The organism is Vibrio sp. J2-3(2022) (assembly GCF_021725735.1).
In the GTDB taxonomy this organism is placed as follows: domain Bacteria; phylum Pseudomonadota; class Gammaproteobacteria; order Enterobacterales; family Vibrionaceae; genus Vibrio; species Vibrio diabolicus.
Map to the genome: position 1 here is coordinate 48756 of NZ_JAKKCK010000001.1, position 19805 is coordinate 68560.

General features: G+C 45.6%; 17 protein-coding genes and 1 tRNA gene. 9 read left to right on the forward strand and 9 right to left on the reverse strand.

Features of this window, described 5'->3' with window-relative positions; all coding sequences use genetic code 11:
• Window positions 1–80: 80 nt before the first annotated feature.
• Window positions 81–1391 carry a branched-chain amino acid transport system II carrier protein gene (gene brnQ, locus L3V27_RS00235; RefSeq protein ID WP_237310676.1) on the reverse strand — a complete coding sequence of 437 codons (1311 nt, stop codon included), beginning with the start codon at window positions 1389–1391 and terminating at the stop codon, window positions 81–83.
• Between the two features lie 836 nt (window positions 1392–2227).
• On the opposite strand from brnQ, the gene L3V27_RS00240 reads away from it, so the two are divergent.
• From L3V27_RS00240 to L3V27_RS00260, 5 genes are all read left to right on the forward strand, one after another.
• Window positions 2228–3238: a TAXI family TRAP transporter solute-binding subunit gene (locus tag L3V27_RS00240; protein ID WP_237310678.1), complete on the forward strand. Its 1011-nt coding sequence runs from the start codon at window positions 2228–2230 to the stop codon at window positions 3236–3238.
• A gap of 88 nt (window positions 3239–3326) precedes the next feature.
• Window positions 3327–5450, forward strand: coding sequence for a TRAP transporter permease (locus L3V27_RS00245; protein ID WP_237310680.1), 2124 nt, complete (start codon window positions 3327–3329; stop codon window positions 5448–5450).
• Between the two features lie 8 nt (window positions 5451–5458).
• A complete protein-coding gene (gene lhgO, locus L3V27_RS00250) occupies window positions 5459–6691 on the forward strand; it encodes an L-2-hydroxyglutarate oxidase (RefSeq protein WP_237310681.1) in 1233 nt (410 codons plus the stop codon).
• A gap of 143 nt (window positions 6692–6834) precedes the next feature.
• A complete protein-coding gene (locus tag L3V27_RS00255; protein ID WP_237310682.1) occupies window positions 6835–7152 on the forward strand; it encodes a GrpB family protein in 318 nt (105 codons plus the stop codon).
• Window positions 7149–7631 (forward strand): hypothetical protein, encoded by a 483-nt coding sequence (locus tag L3V27_RS00260; RefSeq protein WP_005393627.1) that lies wholly within the window; start codon window positions 7149–7151, stop codon window positions 7629–7631. The genes L3V27_RS00255 and L3V27_RS00260 overlap by 4 nt, the downstream gene beginning before the upstream one ends.
• 40 nt (window positions 7632–7671) lie before the next feature.
• On the opposite strand, the gene L3V27_RS00265 is transcribed toward L3V27_RS00260, so the two are convergent.
• The 4 genes from L3V27_RS00265 to L3V27_RS00280 form a co-directional block, all read right to left on the reverse strand.
• Window positions 7672–8070, reverse strand: a complete 399-nt coding sequence (locus L3V27_RS00265; protein WP_237310683.1) for a cystatin — start codon at window positions 8068–8070, stop codon at window positions 7672–7674.
• A gap of 76 nt (window positions 8071–8146) precedes the next feature.
• Window positions 8147–8245 (reverse strand): DUF2474 family protein, encoded by a 99-nt coding sequence (locus tag L3V27_RS00270; RefSeq protein WP_080955913.1) that lies wholly within the window; start codon window positions 8243–8245, stop codon window positions 8147–8149.
• Window positions 8245–9243 carry a cytochrome d ubiquinol oxidase subunit II gene (gene cydB, locus L3V27_RS00275; RefSeq protein ID WP_237310684.1) on the reverse strand — a complete coding sequence of 333 codons (999 nt, stop codon included), beginning with the start codon at window positions 9241–9243 and terminating at the stop codon, window positions 8245–8247. The genes L3V27_RS00270 and cydB overlap by 1 nt, the downstream gene beginning before the upstream one ends.
• An 11-nt stretch (window positions 9244–9254) precedes the next feature.
• Window positions 9255–10643, reverse strand: coding sequence for a cytochrome ubiquinol oxidase subunit I (locus L3V27_RS00280; protein ID WP_237310685.1), 1389 nt, complete (start codon window positions 10641–10643; stop codon window positions 9255–9257).
• 162 nt (window positions 10644–10805) lie between these two features.
• Here L3V27_RS00280 and L3V27_RS00285 point away from each other — a divergent pair, with 162 nt between their 5' ends.
• Window positions 10806–12050 (forward strand): NADH:ubiquinone reductase (Na(+)-transporting) subunit B, encoded by a 1245-nt coding sequence (locus L3V27_RS00285; RefSeq protein ID WP_237310686.1) that lies wholly within the window; start codon window positions 10806–10808, stop codon window positions 12048–12050.
• A gap of 298 nt (window positions 12051–12348) precedes the next feature.
• Entirely contained in the window at window positions 12349–13749 is a 1401-nt protein-coding gene (locus L3V27_RS00290; protein WP_237310687.1) for a tryptophanase, read from the forward strand.
• Between the two features lie 74 nt (window positions 13750–13823).
• Here L3V27_RS00290 and L3V27_RS00295 read toward each other — a convergent pair whose 3' ends face one another.
• Window positions 13824–14435, reverse strand: coding sequence for a DUF2913 family protein (locus L3V27_RS00295; protein ID WP_104973361.1), 612 nt, complete (start codon window positions 14433–14435; stop codon window positions 13824–13826).
• A gap of 32 nt (window positions 14436–14467) precedes the next feature.
• Window positions 14468–14551: transfer RNA gene (locus L3V27_RS00300), tRNA-Leu, on the reverse strand.
• 562 nt (window positions 14552–15113) lie between these two features.
• Between L3V27_RS00300 and L3V27_RS00305 the strand changes: the two genes are divergently transcribed.
• Window positions 15114–16322: a NupC/NupG family nucleoside CNT transporter gene (locus L3V27_RS00305; RefSeq protein ID WP_005393641.1), complete on the forward strand. Its 1209-nt coding sequence runs from the start codon at window positions 15114–15116 to the stop codon at window positions 16320–16322.
• A 54-nt stretch (window positions 16323–16376) separates the two neighbouring features.
• On the opposite strand, the gene L3V27_RS00310 is transcribed toward L3V27_RS00305, so the two are convergent.
• Entirely contained in the window at window positions 16377–17465 is a 1089-nt protein-coding gene (locus L3V27_RS00310; protein WP_006741264.1) for a DUF3541 domain-containing protein, read from the reverse strand.
• 69 nt (window positions 17466–17534) lie between these two features.
• A complete protein-coding gene (locus L3V27_RS00315; protein WP_237311539.1) occupies window positions 17535–18140 on the reverse strand; it encodes an alpha-ketoglutarate-dependent dioxygenase AlkB in 606 nt (201 codons plus the stop codon).
• 131 nt (window positions 18141–18271) lie between these two features.
• Between L3V27_RS00315 and L3V27_RS00320 the strand changes: the two genes are divergently transcribed.
• Entirely contained in the window at window positions 18272–19627 is a 1356-nt protein-coding gene (locus tag L3V27_RS00320) for a diguanylate cyclase (protein WP_164665369.1), read from the forward strand.
• The last annotated feature ends 178 nt before the right edge of the window (window positions 19628–19805 follow it).

Consider the following 19805-nt stretch of genomic DNA (forward strand, 5'->3'; position numbering starts at 1 on the left):
TTCAGGCAACTCCTTTGCCTGATATCAATAAGCGAACTACATATTAACTTACTTATTGAGTGATGTCTTATGTTAAACGGCTATTCATTTACCAGCTCGAATTGTTCGGTTTGGTTGGTTTTCGTCGTAAACAACAGACCAACAATCATCATAAATACGCTAGGCATAATCCAGCTAGCAAAGTCATTGTACAGAGGCATGTAATTACCCATCCACTCATCGGTGGAATCTGGCATGTAACCGAGGATGTGCAGCGCATCAACACAACCAAACGCTAGAGCAGTGAACGCCGTCGCGACGACCATGATTTGCGACATCTTGTTGCGCACTGGTGCCATGATCATCAACGCAATTGCTACTGGGTGAAGCGCCACAACCGCTGGCAATGTGATAGCCAATAGTTGCTCCAGACCTACGTTGGCGATCAAACCAGCCAATACCATGGTCGTAATAACGCAGCCTTTGTAGTTCACTTTGCTGAAAGTATTATCGTAGAACTCACTGCCTGCAGTGGTTACGCCGATAGCTGTAGTCAAACAAGCCAATACCATCACGGCACCTAGTAGTAGTGAACCAAACGCACCAAAGTGGTTGAAGGTGAACGCTGTTAAGATGTCGCCACCGTTACTGAATTCAGAACCTAAGTATGAGCTTGTTGAGCCAATGTAAGCCAATGAGATGTAAACAAATGCCATGGCAACCGCGTACATCAAAGCTGCGATTAGCGTGTATTTTGCGGTGGCTTTCGGGCAATCCACACCCATGCTGCGAATCGCGCGGAAGATGATCCAACCAAAACCGATAGAGCCTAGCGCATCCATGGTCATGTAGCCTTGAGTCAAGCCTTCAGCAAATGCACCAGATACGTATGGTCCCGTTGCGGCAGTTAGCTCGCCTGCAGGAGAAACCAAAGCAGTCACAGACATGATGATTAAGATAGCCATCAATGCAGGCGTTAAGATCTTGCCTAGGTTGTCGACCAACTTACCCGGATATAGGGCAAATAGAATGGTGATAGCACAGAAAGCAATTGTGAAAGGCACCAAAGCGGCATCACCAAACATTGGCGCAAAGCTGAATTGGTAAGCCACGGTAATTGCGCGCGGAATCACGAACGCAGGACCAATCACGATAAATACCATTACCCAAAAACTGGTCGCCAAAGGTTTAGGTAGGGCAGCGGTTAATTTGTCTGAACCGTTTACGATAGCGACCATCACCAGTGCCATTGCAGGCAGACCTACGCCCGTTAAGAGGAAGCCAGACATCCCGCTCAGAAAGTTTTCACCTGCTTGGTAACCCAAAAATGGAGGGAAGATCAGGTTACCCGCGCCTAAGTACATGGCGAAAGTCATGAAGCCCAAAGCGGCGATATTGCGTGCGCTTAACATTGTTATTCCTCTTATGTTTCGCTTGGAAGAAACTGAAAGGAATGGGAGGAGTATGTGGTGTTCCCGTCAGCTTCTTCTCAAGCTGACAGAAAGTTAAGATATAGCCTGTCAGCTCTGAATCAGTTCCAGAGAGAGCAGGAGGATCGCTGCAGCAACGCCAGATGGGCGTTTTAAAGCGAATTGTAATTGCGCAGTTGCTGACATGGGTGATCCTTAATGACGAAAAAAAACCAAGGAATACGTTTGCCTTGGCGTGTTGTTACCCTAACGAACATAGGGCTATTGGCACAACCCCGAAGTAGAAAATAAGTTGATACGGTCAATGTTTGTTTCTGAACTGGTGGATCGAACTGCTTTTTAAATTCAAAACTAGAATAAATGACTTTTCATTTCTGTAACATGGCTTGTTTTGCTGTTTTTTTGTGCTATTTGTAGTCGTTTAGGCTATAAACCTCCGCTGATAAAGTGAGCAGTTTAGAATGATGCGCTTTTTCTTCTTATTGTTAAGATACTCATTAGTTGCAGTTCAATCCAAAATTGCATCGGCAAAATATTGCTTATTAGTGAATCGTGCATTTATTTTGTCTTGATCACATTTTATTAACCTTTTGCGATCTAGGCGTGCAACCTTCTTCTCTTCAATGAGCAAGATTTTGCTCATTACTTTGCTATCAAATCAGCATGATTTTGCTCATTTTTGATGTCTTTTAGCACTTAGTTCAATAAATACAAAGGGTTAAAAGTTGGCATTTCAATTGCTCTAGGGAATGTGTTGTTAATAAAGATTTAACATGATGTAAATCCCCAATCGTGAAACGACTACACGGAGAGTAATAATGAAAATGAATAAGCTGGTAAAAGCTTTGGCTGTCGCTGTGACTTCTTTTGGTATTGCTGCTAACGCTGCCGCAGAGGATCGTAGCTACATTCTTGCAACGGCATCGACAGGTGGTACTTACTACCCTGTGGGCGTAGCGTTGGCGACGTTAAGCAAAGTGAAATTGGCACCAAAGCACCACTTCTCCCTTTCTGCAATCAGCTCTGCGGGCTCTGGTGAAAATGTCAAACTGCTGAACGAAAACGAAGCACAGTTCGCAATTCTACAAGGTCTTTACGGTGCATGGGCTTGGTCTGGCGAAGGTCCTTATGAGAAAAGCGGTCGCCAAGAGCAGCTGCGTTCAGTCTCTATGCTGTGGCAAAACGTTGAGCACTTTATTGTTCGTTCTGACTTAGCAAAAACTGGCACGGTGACAGATCTGAACAACCTAGACGGTAAAAAGTTCTCTATCGGTAAGAAGAATTCTGGTACTGAGAACTCGGGTCGCCAAATCATGAAAGGTCTGAAGGTAGACCCTGATAAATTCAACCTTGCTTACATGGGTTACGGCGGCAGTGCGAGCGCACTTCAAAACGGCACCATTGACGGTATGAACACGCCTGCAGGTGTACCTGTTGGTGCGGTCACTCAAGCTTTTGCTGCGCTGGGTAAAGACATTTCGATTCTTTCGTTTACTGACGAGCAAATCAAAAAGGCGAACGGCAACTACAACCTATGGACGAAGTACGAGATCCCAGCGAACACGTATCCGGGTCTAGATAAGCCGATCACCACCATTGCACAGCCAAACTTCTTGGCAGTTCGTGAAGATATCTCGGAAGAAGACGTTTACCAGCTAACCAAAGCGATCTACGAAAACCTGCCTTTCCTACAAGGCATCCACAAAGCAACCAAAGCAATGGCAATGGAAAAAGCGATTGCTGGCTTGCCAGTGCCTCTTCACCCAGGTGCGGCGCGTTACTACAAAGAAATGGGCATCGAAATCCCATCAGACCTAATGGCGAAATAACGCCAACTTCGCCCTGAGTTTCGGCTCGGGGCATTTTATCCCTACCGATATCTAAGATGGAAAAAGCCGCCAGAGCTTGGAGTATGAGATGAGCGACTCAATAGAAAAGGAATTGCAGAAATTTGAGCTGCCCACGCGCACAGATTTTCCGTGGGTAACCACCACAATCACAGTGTTTGGCGTGGTGTTGTCTGCTTTGCACATTTGGTTTAATACCTTATCGACGTTACCGGAGTTATGGATTTCCGCGACCCACTTTGCTGGTTTTGCGGTGATTTGTGCGCTTTGGTATCCGGCTCATATCTCTCTCAAGCAGAGTAAGGTTGCGCTCGGCATTGATGTGTTAATTGCTATGGGTGCGGTCGCGTGTTTGCTCTACATTCCGTATGCCGAAGATGCGCTGTATGAACGTGGCGTGAAGTTCGTGACCAGCGATTGGGTCTTTGCCATCATGGCAATTTTGATTGTTATTGAGCTGATCCGACGCACCATGGGCTGGTTTATTCCAGTGCTGATTGTGGTGTGTTTGAGTTACGTTGTGCTTTGGGGTAAGTGGGCAACAGGCATTTTCCATTTCCCGGGTTTGAGCATGGAAACTTTGCTCTACCGTAGCTTTTATTCTTCTGAGGGCATGTTTGGCTCTATTTCGCGCATCAGTTGGACATTCGTATTCATGTTCATTCTGTTTGGTGCGTTTCTTGTTCGCTCTGGTGTCGGTGATTACATCATCAATGTGGCACGTGCTGCGGCAGGCAAAATCATCGGCGGCCCCGGTTTTATTGCTGTGATTGGCTCCGGTTTGATGGGCTCAGTATCTGGATCGAGTGTGGCAAATACGGTTTCAACCGGTGTTATCAGTATTCCTTTGATGCAAAAAGCAGGTTTCCCTTCGCGCTTCGCGGCGGGCGTTGAAGCGGCTGCGTCGACAGGTGGTCAGTTGATGCCACCAGTGATGGGCGCGGGTGCTTTCATCATGGCGTCTTACACGCAAATTCCGTATGTTGATATCATCGCGGTGTCTTTCATTCCTGCTCTTATCTATTTCTTGTCTGTGGCGTTCTTTGTGCGTATCGAAGCCAAACGCAGCGGCGTTCAGAAGATCACTACCAGCGATGAATCATTACTTAAAGTGCTCATCAGCGGTTGGCACAATCTTATCCCACTGGCGGTATTGGTTACTTTGTTGGTTCAAGGTTTTACACCGACTTACGCTGCTGGTCTATCGATCATTTCTGTGGTGGTGGCTTCTTGGTTCTCGAAAGATCACAAGATGGGACCAAAAGCGATCATCGAAGCACTTTCACAAGGCGCGAAAAACATGGCAACAACAGCCGTATTGCTGGTGGGTATCGGTTTGGTGATCAACGTGATCAGCACAACGGGTATCGGCAACACCTTCTCACTGATGATCGACGGTTGGGCGAATGGTGACTTGTTCATCATGATCGTTCTGATTGCGCTCGCTTCTCTTGTTTTGGGTATGGGTTTACCCGTGACAGCGGCGTATATTGTATTGGGTACACTGTCTGCCCCTGCGCTTTACAAGTTGATTGCGGAAAACCAATTGCTTGAATTGATGGTGTCAGGTCAATTGCCTGAACAAGCAAAAGCCATCTTTATGTTGGCGGCGCCAGAAAAGCTGGAACTGCTTAATGCACCAATGGCGTTGGAAACCGCGAAAGAAATGGTGGCGCTAGTACCTGCGGACTTTATGGAGACTCTAATAGAGCAAAGTTTGGGTATGGAAGCAGTAGGCTTGGCGTTGCTGGCTGCTCACCTCATCATCTTCTGGTTATCGCAAGACAGTAACGTGACTCCTCCTGTGTGTTTGACCGCATTTGCTGCGGCAACCATCGCGAAAACACCGCCAATGCGTACCGGCCTGATGGCGTGGAAAATCGCCAAAGGTTTGTATCTTGTGCCGCTGTTGATTGCTTACACAGGCTTAGTCAGTTGGGATGTGACGTCAGTCATTACCGTGGGCTTCTTTGCCATCATCGGTACCTATGCATTGATTGGTGCGATTGAAGGTTACTTGGAAGGTCCTCTACACATTCTGACGCGTCTCTTGTTGGTAGTGGTGGGTACATTGCTGGTTTGGCACGACATCCCAATGTTGGTTCGTGTGGCAAGCTGCGCGGTATTTGTCGCGGTGTTCATTTACAGTGGTCGCAAGTTCAAATTGCAACAATCTCAACTATCGGTTTTATAAGAGGTCGTATGAAATCAGTCTATGACTACATCATTGTTGGTGGCGGTATCGTTGGCGTGTCGACAGCATGGCAACTGCAGCAACGTCACCCAGACAAATCCATTTTATTGGTTGAGAAAGAGTCCGGTTTTGCCAGGCACCAAACCGGACACAATAGCGGCGTGATTCATGCTGGGGTGTACTACGCACCGGGCAGCTTAAAAGCCGATTTTTGTAAGCGTGGGGTAGAGCGAACCATTTCGTTCTGTGCTGAGCACGATATTCCGGTGGAGAACTGTGGCAAGTTGTTGGTTGCGACCAATGAGCAAGAAGTCGAACGTATGAATGCCCTTTATGAGCGCTGCCATGTCAACGGTATCGACGTAAAGCTACTCGATGAAGTTCAACTCAAACTGGCTGAACCAAACATCACAGGCTTGGGCGCGATTTATGTCAAAACCACCAGTATTGTCGATTATCGTTTGGTCACTGAGCAGATGGCGGAAGAGTTCAAAAAGCTCGGCGGTCAAATCAGCTTGAGAACCAAAGTGGTGGCTGCCGAAGAGAAGGACGAGGAAGTCCAACTGACCTGCATTTCAGACGGTCAAACCATGCAGCTCAATGCCAAATTCTTGATCACCTGCAGCGGCTTGATGGCGGATCGTATGACTAAGATGATGGGTATTCCAACTGACTTTCAGATCATCCCTTATCGCGGTGAATACTATCGCTTAGATAGCAAACACGACCAAGTGGTGAATCATCTTATTTATCCAATTCCCGACCCTGATTTGCCTTTTTTGGGTGTCCACCTCACTCGTATGATTGATGGCAGTGTGACCGTAGGTCCAAATGCGGTGCAAGGTTGGAAGCGAGAAGGGTACGACAAGGTTAACTTTAGCCTGCAAGATACCATGCAGATGCTCAGCTTCTCCGGTTTCTGGAAGGTGACACAAAAGCATCTCAAAACCGGATTGGATGAGTTTAAGAACTCTTGGTGGAAGCCGGGCTATCTCAAGTTGGTCAACAAATACTGCCCTAGCATCAAGGTAGACGATCTCAAACCATATCCTGCGGGTATTCGTGCGCAAGCAGTGTTATCCGATGGCACTTTGGTTCATGACTTCTTGTTTGCAGAGAGCGCAAGAAGCTTGCATGTTTGCAACGCCCCCTCTCCCGCAGCGACATCGGCAATGCCTATTGGGGAGTACATTTGCGATAAGGTGAATGAGAAGATAGAGGCAAAAACCGAGACGGTTTAACAGTAGAAAGCCAAACCAAAAGTACACCAGAGATGACTCTATTTGTTGAGTAATAGTGTCGGGTGTGCCGGAAGTTTGGCTTTTACTTTGGTGATTGGATAATTTCCTTCTTATGATATTTGGGTTTATTAGGAGAGGGATGGATGAAATTAGGTTTAGCCAATTACAACGTAGGTGTTGTTAAACATGATCCTGCATGGCGACAGGATTTTGCACGCAGCCGATATGAACTGGCGTTAGTGACGGAGATGATGTCAACTCAAATCGAGCATATTGGCAGTACTGCCATTTTGGATATGCCTGCCAAACCTATTATCGATATGGTACTAGGTATTGCGCACTTTCCTCATGTTTCTCTAAAACTTTCTTTGGTGGAACAAGCTGAAATTACCATCGAAAAATATACGGATGCTAAGGCAAACTTCGTACGTAAAGTCATAAATGAGTTGAAGACAAAATGAAGAAACGGCTTGGATTCATTTTACTTTGTAGTGCATTTCATTCTTTTGCGTATCAACTGCATGAGCGCGACGAGAGCTATGTATTAATTGGTCATGAGCTCAGTGCTGGCTATATCGTTTATGTACCAGGCTCTATGGAAGCAGAAATTACCAATGTGTTTAAATTTGATTGTGAAGGCAGTCGTGTTGAAGCTGTGAAAATTGGTAGCGAGATTAATAACGCTGCGACATATGGCGAGCACCTCCAATACTATTTCTTTCTCGTGAGAGATCATCAGTTTCACGTTCCTCTAAGAATTATTGAATCTTTTAAAACGGTTGATAAAAAGTCAAAAGAGGTTCTATCAGAACATTTACCTTTCACAAAGCATGATGACCTTGGGTTAGCTTGTGATTTGATTAGACCTCAGGTTAAAAGCTATTACTTTTCCCAAGCTTTTGAAGCGATACCTAAACATACCCACAGTAAAGGCGACTGACTCAGTCGCCTTTACTGTTTTGACTGTAGAGCTGTAGTGTTTATTGCTCTTTGGAGCAAAGCTCACCTTTCTTGGCGTGTCTTTCGATCATGTAATCGCCTCGGGCACTGTGCAGGACTATCGCGTTCCAGACTTGGCCATCTTGCAACTCGAACTCAAATGCATAATGGGTTCCGCCGACCATTTTCGTTCTCACTTCATGAATCGCTTTCAATTTATCATCGGCATTCATTTGATAAAGCACCATGTTGAGTGAGCGTCTAGCGTCAGGAGTAGCTTGAGCAACTTGCCAATGGCCCTGATCGTCTTTTGTGGAGCAAATAGACCGCATTTTACTTTTCATGGCGGATGACATCTGCTTGTCTACGGACAATGCATTTGGTGAAAACAGTAGACCTGTCAAAGGAATCAAAGTTGCCAGAATTTGCTTTAAGGTCATAAAAACACTCCGTTGCTTTACCCTTGCTTGAGTATAGACCTCAATGGCTTCAGATGTGGTGCAGTAGACTCTTGGCCTACAATATCGCAGCTCGTATCAGCGAACTGACGATAAACAAGGCGACCACGCTTGCCAGCCAAATACCAATGAACCACAAAATGGGTTTTAGTTTCATTAGTGATATTCCTCTCCACGTTTCATCTTACCGCGGAAAACCCAATACGAATAAGCCGTGTAGGCTATGATCAGAGGAAGTAATACCACCGTACCGGCAAGTAAAAATGCCAAACTTTTATCTGGCGCGGCGACGTCTTGATAAGTGAGTGCGAAGGGAACCAAGTAAGGAAATGTACTGACACCGAAACCCATCGCGGAAACAAGAAACAGGCCGATGGCAAGTACATAGGCACGAACAGCTTTGTGGTCGAGTAAGGCTTTGAATAGCTGCCAAATGAGTGCCGCTGCAATGATTGGTAAAATGAAAAACAGCAGCGAGTTTGGTAATGAGAACCAACGTTCAAATACGATATTTTGGCTCAATGGCAGCCACAAACTGGCGATGAATATACAGGCTACCATCGCTAGTCCCCATCGTCGCGCGACCACGTAATAGCGCCCCATCAGCTCTTCTGGAAGCTTGATTAATAACCAGCATGAACCGAGCAGAATATAAGCACAAACAAGCGCCAAGCCACAAAATATGCTAAACGGCGAAAGCCAATCAAACCATCCACCTGCGTATGCTCGTTCACTAACCTCTATACCTTGGAGCAGGGTTCCAAGCATAATGCCTTGCATCAATGCCGCGGTGAGTGAACCAATGAAAAAAGCGCTATCCCATAAAAACTTTCCGCGTTGTGTTCGGAAGCGATACTCAAAAGAAACCCCGCGCAGAATTAGCCCGAGCAGCATTAAAATCAGGGGAGCATAGAGTGCTGGCATAATGACCGCGTAGGCGAGGGGGAACACGGCAAAAAGCCCACCACCGCCAAGAACTAACCAAGTTTCATTACCATCCCAAACAGGAGCGATGCTGTTCATCATCATGTCGCGCTCTTCATCGTCATTAGCGCTGAGGAATAGGATACCAATACCGAGATCAAAGCCATCTAACACGACATAAATCAGAACGGCGAGCCCAATCAAAGCGTACCAAATTAATGCGTAATCCATGAGCTAGCCTCCTAGGTTAGATGGTTAGAGTGTGTGATGGCATCGGTTTTCGTGCCATCAGGAAGTCGGCTGTCTAAGCCTTCTTCATAACGAGTTGGAGATTTGCGCATCAAACGCAGGAGATAGAAGAAGCCAGCTCCAAAAACCACAAAGTAAACCACGATGAACGCCGTCAGGGAGACGCTCACCGCGGCGGCATCAATAGGCGATGCCGAATTGGCTGTGGTTAAAAGACCGTATACGGTGTAAGGCTGGCGACCGACTTCGGTGGTTATCCAGCCTGCTAAAACTGCAATGAACCCCGCTGGGGCAAACAGGACACAAATACGTTGAAGTGCCCTTGAATCAAAAAGTTTGCGACGTTTTCTTAGCCATAGGCTCCACAAACCAATAACAAGCATGCCAAAACCAAGCGCGACCATTACTCGGAAAGACCAGAAAACGATAGAGACAGGAGGGTGTTCCTCCTCTGGAAAAGCATCTAATCCCTTCACTTCACCGTTGAGGTCATGAGTTAAGATCAAACTACCGAGTTTGGGGATTTCCAGTGCGTATTCCATACGTTTTTCTTCATCGTTAGGGATACCGAAGAGGATCAATGGCGCGCCTTGGTGAGACTCATAGTGCCCTTCCATCGCGGCGACTTTGGCGGGTTGATGTTCAAGGGTGTTTAATCCATGCATGTCTCCAGCAACGATTTGAATTGGTGTCACGATGGCTGCCATCCACATTGCCATCGAGAACATAATTCTGGCTAGTGGATTATGGTTTGCTTTTAGTAAGTGATAAGCGGCAACGCCCGCTACAACAAAGGCGGTAGTGAGGTAAGCGGCGAGCAACATATGAACGAGCCGATAAGGGAAGGAAGGGTTGAAGACAATCGCCCACCAATCTTCTGGGATAAACTGTCCGGCTTCGTTGATACTGTAGCCCGTTGGTGTTTGCATCCAGCTATTGACCGAAAGTATCCAAAACGCAGACAAAAACGTCCCGAATGCAACAATACAAGTCGCGGCGAAGTGGAGCTTCTTGCCTACCTTATCCATACCGAAGAGCATCACGCCTAAAAAACCAGCTTCGAGGAAAAACGCAGTGAAAACTTCATATCCCATTAACGGGCCTAAGACTGGGCCTGTTTTGTCGGCAAATACGCTCCAGTTGGTCCCGAATTGATAGCTCAACACGATGCCACTTACCACACCCATACCAAAACTGATGGCAAAGATTTTGAGCCAGTATTTATATATCTGCATGTACTGTTTGTTGCCCGTTTTTAAGTACAAGCCCTCTAACACGGCGAGGTAACTTGCCAAACCAATCGTAAACGCTGGAAAAATGATGTGGAAAGAGACAGTAAAGGCAAATTGGAATCTGGCTAAATCGATGGCGAGTGTATCCATGGGCATTCCCTTTTAAGTTTCGAATTAACAGTTCGCCGAATTAGAAGAGATGAGGGAAGAGCGACGAACAAAATGGAATACGAAGAAGGAAGGCTAAGAGATTAAAAAACGATCGCTTTTTACGGCAGTGCGTACCATCTTTTAGATAAAGGAGGAGTTGTTATGAGCCTTAAACACTACTTTGAGAAAGCGACACCTAAGTTTGGCCCTGGTGGGAAGTATCACAAGTTCTATCCATTGTTCGAAGCTGTCGAAACCATTTTTTACACGCCTGGTAAGGTTAACCAGGGCATGACTCACGTTCGAGATAGCATCGATTTAAAACGTATTATGATCATGGTGTGGCTGGCGGTCTTCCCTGCCATGTTCTGGGGTATGTACAACATAGGTCAGCAGTCCAGCGGTGCTTTGTTGTATGGAATGGATCAAGCCTCAGCTCAGCAAGCGCTGGCTTCTTCGTGGCAACTGAGTTGGGTATGGGGCTCGTTAGATGCGGTTTCACAAGCGGGGTGGGTAAGTAAAATGTGGCTTGGTGCTACTTACTTTCTACCCGTTTATGCGACGGTGTTTATCGTTGGTGGTTTTTGGGAAGTTCTGTTTGCTATTGTGCGCAAGCATGAGGTGAACGAAGGTTTTTTTGTCAGCTCTATACTCTTTGCACTGATCCTTCCTCCGACAATTCCACTGTGGCAAGCGGCTTTAGGTATCACTTTCGGTATTGTTGTGGCGAAGGAGATTTTTGGTGGTACGGGGCGAAACTTCCTAAACCCAGCTTTAGCAGGGCGCGCGTTCTTATACTTTGCCTATCCTGCCAACATGTCTGGTGGTGCGGTATGGGTCGCGGCTGATGGTTACTCTGGCGCTACTCCACTTAGCCAATGGTATGAAGGTGGGCAAAGTGCCTTGATAAATAATATGACGGGAGAGCCAATTTCATGGGGAGATGCTTTTGTTGGTAATTTACCAGGCTCGATGGGTGAAGTCTCCACGTTGTTAATTACACTAACAGGCTTGGTTCTTATTTTTATGAAGATTGCGTCGTGGCGAATCGTTGCAGGCGTGTTGGTTGGTTTAGTGGCGGCTTCATTATTATTGAGTGCGATCGGTTCGGACTCTAACACAATGTTCTCCATGCCGTTCTACTGGCACTTCGTGATTGGTGGGGTTGCGTTTGGTACCTTCTTTATGGCGACAGATCCCGTCTCGGCGGCTTTTACCAATAACGGTAAATGGGCATACGGACTATTAATCGGTGTGATGACGATTTTTATCCGAGTGCTGAACCCAGCGTATCCAGAAGGCATCATGTTAGCGATTCTATTTGCTAACTTATTCGCGCCACTTTTCGATTATTTAGTCAAAGAAAGTAATATCAAACGCAGAATGAAAAGGGCGAGACCTTCTTAAAATGAGGGTGACCTCACTGAAAATTGATTGAAAACTGCACTATATTGAAAAGGTCAGAAACATGGGGTTTCTGGCTTTTTATTTTTATCAGGAGGGCGAAGACGATGAGAATAAAGGATATTCTCGATAGCCGTTTGGTGCTGTCGTTCTGGTACAACCTAGACTACTGCTTATCTCTTCTTAGTAAAATCTCTTCTCGTTGATTTCCTCAATGCAACCGCATTGAAAAGCATTTTATCTATTTGTTTTTTAGTCTTACGTGATAGCGCGTAGGACAATGCGTATAAGGAAGTTAACAATGAAACGTATTCCAGAACCTTTCCGTATCAAAATGGTTGAGCCAATCAAAATGACCACTTTGGCAGACCGTGAAGTCGCGTTAAAAGAAGCGGGTTATAACCCATTTCTTCTTCGTAGTGATGATGTTTATATCGATTTGCTGACTGACTCTGGCACTGGTGCCATGAGCGATAATCAGTGGGCTGGCATCATGATGGGGGATGAATCCTATGCGGGTAGCCGAAATTACTACAACCTATGTGATGCAGTGGAGCACTTCTTCGGTTATAAGCTCACCGTGCCTGCGCACCAAGGGCGTGGTGCCGAGCAAATTTTGTTCCCAGCTTTGATTGAGCGTATGCGTCAGGTGCGTGGTGGTGAAACGCCAGTATTTATCTCGAACTACCATTTTGATACCACAGCGGGTCACATTGAACTCAATGGCGGTAAAGCGATTAACGTGGTAACGGAAGAAGCATTCGACACCACTACGCCTTATGATTGGAAGGGCAATTTTGATATCGATAAGCTGGTGGCAACAATTGAAACGCACGGTTCGCATAACATTTGTGCGATTATCACCACGATTACTTGTAATAGTTCCGGTGGCCAGCCTGTGTCGATGGAAAACATGCGCAGCGTGTACGAAATCGCAACCAAGTACGATATTCCAGTGGTGATTGACTCGGCTCGTTACTGTGAGAACGCCTACTTTATTAAGCAGCGTGAAGAAGGGTACGAAGATAAATCGATTCTGGAAATCATTCGCGAGATGTATCAATACGGCGATATGCTCACCATGTCGGCTAAGAAAGACCCGATGGTAAACATTGGTGGTATGTGTTGTATTCGCGATCATAAAGAGTTGTTCCAAGCAGTGCAGACACGTTGTGTACCCATGGAAGGGTTTGTGACATACGGTGGTATGGCTGGGCGTGATATGGAAGCGCTCGCTCGAGGTTTGTATGAAGCGGCAGATGAAGATTTTCTTCACTACCGAATTAGCCAAGTTCAATACTTAGGTGAGCGCTTACGTGAAGGAGGTATTCCAATTCAATACCCAACGGGTGGTCACGCGGTGTTTGTGGATGCAGCGAAGATTTTGCCACATATTCCAACGGATCAGTTCCCTGCGCAGGTATTGTGTAATGCCTTGTACTTGGAAGCGGGCATTCGAGCAGTAGAGATAGGATCGCTGCTGCTTGGTCGTGACCCTGAAACAGGTAAACAAAAAGCGTCAGAGTTAGAATTAATGCGTTTGACCATTCCACGCCGTGTCTACACAAACGACCATATGGATTACATTGCGGATGCGATTATCGAACTGAAAAATCGTGCACATGAGTTAAAAGGGCTCACTTTTGAGTATGAACCACCAGTGCTGCGCCACTTTACTGCTCGGTTTAAAGAAATCGATTAATTAAGGTTTGAATATAGAAAAGCAAAAGGCCGCGAGTTTCGCGGCCTTTTTCGATTTGTTTCTTAGCGTTACACTTACGCCAACTCTAATGTAATACGAACGAACTGATCGTCCTGGTACTGCACTTCATAATTGAAGGTGCCACTGGCGTAAATACTGCCAAGGAAAAGTGAGCGTTGACTCATTGGTCCGCGGAACAGCATCGAAATAGGAGCGATTAGGGCGTTATTATCATCGAAATGCTGATTTAAGTTCTCAGAAAGCACACATAGCAAACAGCCGTGTTGGTCGTGAGATAAGTCGACGTCTTCCGGTCGAGATAATAATATAGTAGTCCCCAACTTCTTCTCAATCTCGTTAATCAACAGCAAGTAGCTATCTAGATCAGGTTGAGGGTTACTTGGTTTATCTGCACCCACGCAACGTTCGAGTAACGCTTCCAGATTTCCGTTCTCGCCTTTTGCCCGTTGAGTCAAAGACTTTAACGGCTTTTTAATCAGCTTATAGCGATTACTCTTCAGTTTTGGCTTCAGCCATTTCTGCAGTAAGTCGTTACGCTCTTTAAGGGAGAGGCCATCTGAGGACGCGTGAATTTTAAAGTGCAGGTGCAATAAAGCGTGAACCGCAAGCTCACTCAGAAGTTGGTTAGCATCTGTAGACTGTCTTGCCTGCTTAGAACTTTGCATTACACTCGAACAAAATTAGGGAAGAAGGATAATGGTGCCGAGAGAGGGACTCGAACCCTCACACCAAAGGCACTAGCACCTCATGCTAGCGTGTCTACCAATTTCACCATCTCGGCATCATGATGCTCTGAATACTCAGAGGCCTCGAAAAGAAGCACCGCGAATTGTATAACCAAAATCCATCTGTTGGCGAGAGCAAAATGACGAATTTTGGATCTTTCGAGTTTGATTGCGTATTTATTGGTCACTTTTGCGTTTTTTACCATCAAAGTCTGTCCTTATGCCCTTACTTTTATTAACAGTATGACGACAAAAGAACGTTTTTGCCTAAATTTTGAACGCTTGAACGTTTGCGTAAATAAATGTGATGAATATCTCTTTTTGTTGGCTATACTTGCGTCCCGTTTAAGCGGGAATTAGGGTTTAGTTGTTCAGGACCCTTACCCATACAAGCCGTCACATGGAGCAGGCCAAGCAATACGCTCGCCAGCAGTGAATGACCCCACGGACCGGACCAGCTACGTTCAATTGCTTGTATAAGGTAAAAATAAGATGTCGAACTATTCGTTCTGTCTACATTCTGGATCTGAAGGCGAGTTATCACTCGCTGCGTTGTCCCTTTCTTCTGCCAATTCCTTTGGCTCTTTTTTCTTTTTCAACGTTCAGTAGGTCCAGCTCATGAGTGTTCTATTTAGTCTATTTGGTATTGTTGCACTGCTAGGTTGTGCTTTCCTACTTTCTGAGGGCCGTTCTTCCATTAATTGGAAAACCGTATCTCGCGCCTTGATGCTACAAATGGGATTTGCTGCCTTAGTGCTTTATTTCCCGTTAGGTCAGGCGGCGCTGGCGAGTTTAAGTAATGGTGTCGCGGGGCTACTCAGCTTTGCTGATGAGGGGATTAAATTCCTCTTTGGTGACCTCGCTTCTTCTGGCTTTATCTTCGCTATTCGTGTCCTTCCTATCATCATCTTCTTCAGTGCTCTTATCTCCGCCCTTTACTACTTGGGCATTATGCAAAAAGTGATTCAATTTATTGGCGGTGCTATCCAGAAGTTCTTGGGCACCAGCAAAGCAGAGTCTCTGGTTGCAACAGGTAACATTTTCTTATCTCAAGGCGAGTCCCCACTTCTTATTCGTCCATTTCTTTCGAACATGACTCGCTCTGAACTGTTTGCTGTGATGGCTGGTGGTATGGCTTCAGTGGCGGGCAGTGTGCTTGGTGGTTATGCCGGTTTAGGTGTTGACCTAAAATACTTGATTGCGGCAAGCTTTATGGCAGCTCCAGGTAGTTTGATGATGGCAAAAATCATTGTTCCTGAACGCCAAACGCCAAGCGATTACAACGATATTGAGCTAGATAAATCAGAAGAAAGCAACGTTATTGATGCGCTAGCAAGCGGTGCTATGGGCGGTATGAAAGTGGCCGTTGCTGTTGGTACCATGCTTATCGCTTTTGTTAGTGTTATCGCGATGGTGAACACGGGACTAGAAAACTTAGGTGACATACTTGGTTTCTCTGGTGTGACGCTACAAGCGATTTTTGGTTACTTGTTTGCACCTCTAGCGTGGTTGATTGGTGTGCCAAGCCACGAAATCCTTGCTGCGGGTTCATACATTGGTCAGAAAGTTGTGATGAACGAATTTGTCGCGTTTATCGATTTTGTACAGCACAAAGCGACGCTGTCTGAGCATACTCAAGTCATCATCACTTTTGCGTTGTGTGGCTTTGCAAACATTGGCTCAATTGCGATTCAGCTGGGTTCTATCGGCGTGATGGCACCTGAGCGCCGCAAAGATGTAGCAAGTTTAGGCCTAAAAGCGGTTGCTGCTGGCACACTCGCTAACCTGATGAGTGCGTGTTTAGCGGGCATTTTCATCTCGCTCTAATTTAGATTGAAGATGCACACTAAAAACCCGCCTAAATGGCGGGTTTTATTATTTCTAAGGCTTAGGTATTAAGCCGTAGGGTATTGATTTAAAAGCGTCAGGGTGCTCTTGATAAGTTGGCGCTTTATGTACCCCTTTCCAATCGAGCAGCATGATGGCTAGCACGTTACGGTGCTCGCCGTACTTGAGATCAAAACTCCCATCGACCGATGGAATCATCCCTTTTTCAGCGTTGATTGCGTGACGAATGGCTTGGCGGGTTTTCTCGACGACCGGATCGTGATCCAAGCCTGCTAACAAAAACGAAATGCCGACTTCTGCAATTACGTCTTCTTTGGCGCGCAGTAGGATAGTGTCGATGTTGTTGCGAAAGTAATCATAAATCCATTGGTGTTTCTTTTCGCTTACTCGTTCTTGATAGTACTGTGAGTCGGCAAAGATGATGTGCGTCATACCATAGAGTTTGTTCCAATACTGCTGAGCTGAAAGCATCTTATCTTTATCGTCAGGGTAGGTGTTACGGAAGGTTTGAGTGAATTCGTCGACCACATCTTGCTCGCCTAGCTGGCGAAGCCAGTAGACTTGGTTTGCGAGCTGAGCTGCCCACGCCTCTATCATTTCTTTGTCCGTAACGTAACGCGAGAAATCGTAGCGCCTCAGGATCTTTCTTAGCGTCTTGTCTTGCTTATGTTTCAGACCATATTCGTTTGCTCTTGCCATTGCGCCAAGCAAATCCACGCCAAGATAAAGATATTCAGGATGGTGTTTAGTGACGGTATAGCGTCGTTGCCCTCGCTCACTTTCTTTCTCTTGATACGCGGTCAATCTTTGTGATGAATAAAGAATAATATCTTCAGGTTCAACGACTTCATTAGCAAATCGGTTTAATCGGCTAGCTACTTGTGCCATGTCGGTCCAAACGGCAGCGTGATATTTCTCATCTAATGTCTGGCGGTACATGCGTAAGCCAAAGTGCCCCTCTTTAAACGCAGGTAAAGTGAACAGTTCCTGCTCGTAGGTATTACGAATCAACTGTGCTGATTGAGCATTATCTAGGAGCGGTATCTCTTCCTGTGATGCCTGAACAGCAAAGGTAAGTGAGCAAGAGAGTAAGACCGCTAAGCTAAGAGGTTTGATACGCATAAATCCATTCCCTATGAAGTCCTGAATCTAAACCTACCATCAATATTAATTAAGAATGTAAAAGCTGAGTCAATAGTTAAAAATCTGTCGAAAAGTCAGATTGATACGTTCACCTTTGGTTTTCGCGGTTTTTGGTACACAGTGTTTCCAGTGATGTTGGAGCTCGCCAGCCATAACCAGTAAGGAGCCGTGAGAAAGCTCATATTCAATCTCAGTTTTACAATGTAAATTTCTGAGCAAAAATCGACGTGTTTCACCTAAATTCAAAGAGGCGATAACCGGATTTCTACCTAGCTCTGGTTCATTGTCTTGGTGCCAGCCCATCGAATCTTGGCCGTGTCGGTATAGGTTGGCAAGTACAGAGTTGAAGGCTACATCCGCAATCGTCTCACAGCGCACTTTGAGCTGAGTTAACTCAGGAGTCCAAGGGTGAGGCTGCATGGTTAAGCCTGAGTAAGTATATGCTGCATCACCGTGCCACGCTTGTAAACGAGGTTGAAGTACTGACTTGCCGAACATGGTAATGCGCTCTTGATGCCATGGCAGTGTTTCCAGAAGTTGGTCAAAGTAGTGCTCCGCTTCTAGATGGCTAAGAAAGTAAGGATCGTAATAGAGTTTACCCCTTTCTACTTCTTGCCACTGAGTACCGCCAAATAAATCGCCTTGTTGATGCATCATCTCATACCTAAAACATAAAAAATTTTAATCACTGTTACCTTTCCGATTGGGATTGGTTATTCTTGTGATAATAAGAATTTTAACAATAAATAAAAATCTCGTAACGATATACGAGTTGTGGGGAGAAAATGCGTTATTTACCCAGAAAGCGATGCTATTTTGCATTGTTCTTCCTCAGTTTTTTCGCTTTATGCGTTGGGGTTATTGAGCTGTTGCATCGAAATCAGCAAGAGCTTCACCAAGAGCGAGTTCAAGTTGAGGCCAAAGAGCAACTTTCCACCCTCCGTTCCAATTTGGAAGCGGTACTTATGGCGGATATCTATAAAGCCAGTACCTTGGCGACACTCATTACTTTACTGCCTAAAAACCAAGAAGACGAATTGAATATTGCGGCTCACCGCATCCTGAGCAAAAGCAAACATATTACGATCATTGGCATTGCGAAGAATGATGTTATCAGTCATATATTTCCCCGCCAAGGTAATGAGCGTTTAATCGGCCTCGATTACCGAACGGTGCCACAGCAGTGGGTACAGGTGCAAAAAGCTAAGGATATACAAGAAATATTTATAGCAGGGCCTGTCAACTTGATTCAAGGCGGCAAAGGCTTGATCGTGCGGGTTCCGGTTTTTCTTGATCCACCGTTGAACCAGGATTATTGGGGTGTGATCAGTGCGGTGATTAATTTTGATGCTCTGATGCGAGAAACTGGCGTGATCGATTTCTCTTATCGCTACCCTTTGATGATTCGTGGTTACGACAGTGGCGGTGCTTTTGGTGACGTTTTCTTTGGCGCACTGAGTGAAACCAAAAAGCCATACGCGAAAGAAATGGTTCATTTTCCTTATGGTGGATGGAGTATGGTGGTTTTCTCCGGAGACAAACTCGACCGTCAAATTCCTTGGCATCAGCTTTATTTAGCAAGGCTTATCGGTTATCCCATTGTTTTTGCACTGAGCCTCGCGCTTATTGCGATTTATCGCTTATACACCATTGCGGATGATAGAGCACTGCATGATGAACTGACGCACTTACCAAACCGTCGCTATTTTATGAAGTTTTACAAGCAGCAGTTTGAAATAGCGAAACGTTACAAAAAGCGTTACAGCTTCGCCTTAATCAATATAGATCTGGATAGGTTTAAACATATTAACGATACCTATGGTCATGACGCAGGCGACAAGGTCTTAGTCGCTACGGCTGAAAGAGTGAGAAGCTCTCTGCGTAAATCAGATATAGTGGCCCGAATGGGAGGTGATGAGTTTTTAGTTGTCGTTCATAACCCTGGGACGGAAGAAAATGTTCAGTCTCTGCTACAAAAGCTCAGGTTAGCTTTATGTTCGACGCCCGTGATTTACGATGAAGCGCTCATTTACCTGAGAACCAGCATTGGGTACGCGATATTTGATCCGGACATGTCATCTCCAGAGCAAATGATGAAAATAGCCGATGAGAGAATGTATCAACAAAAACATGGCGGATGAACCTGAGCCCAGTTTCAATCAGGGCTTTGGAGCAGTGGTAAGGTTAAGAATCCGAAATCTCACCATCATTTGGGTATAAGAATATATGACTTTACATGTTAATAGACTCTTTGCTGAGAGAGTCATTATTAGCAGTGCATGAAGTGGCATATTTGCATGTTATTGCATTTTGCAAATG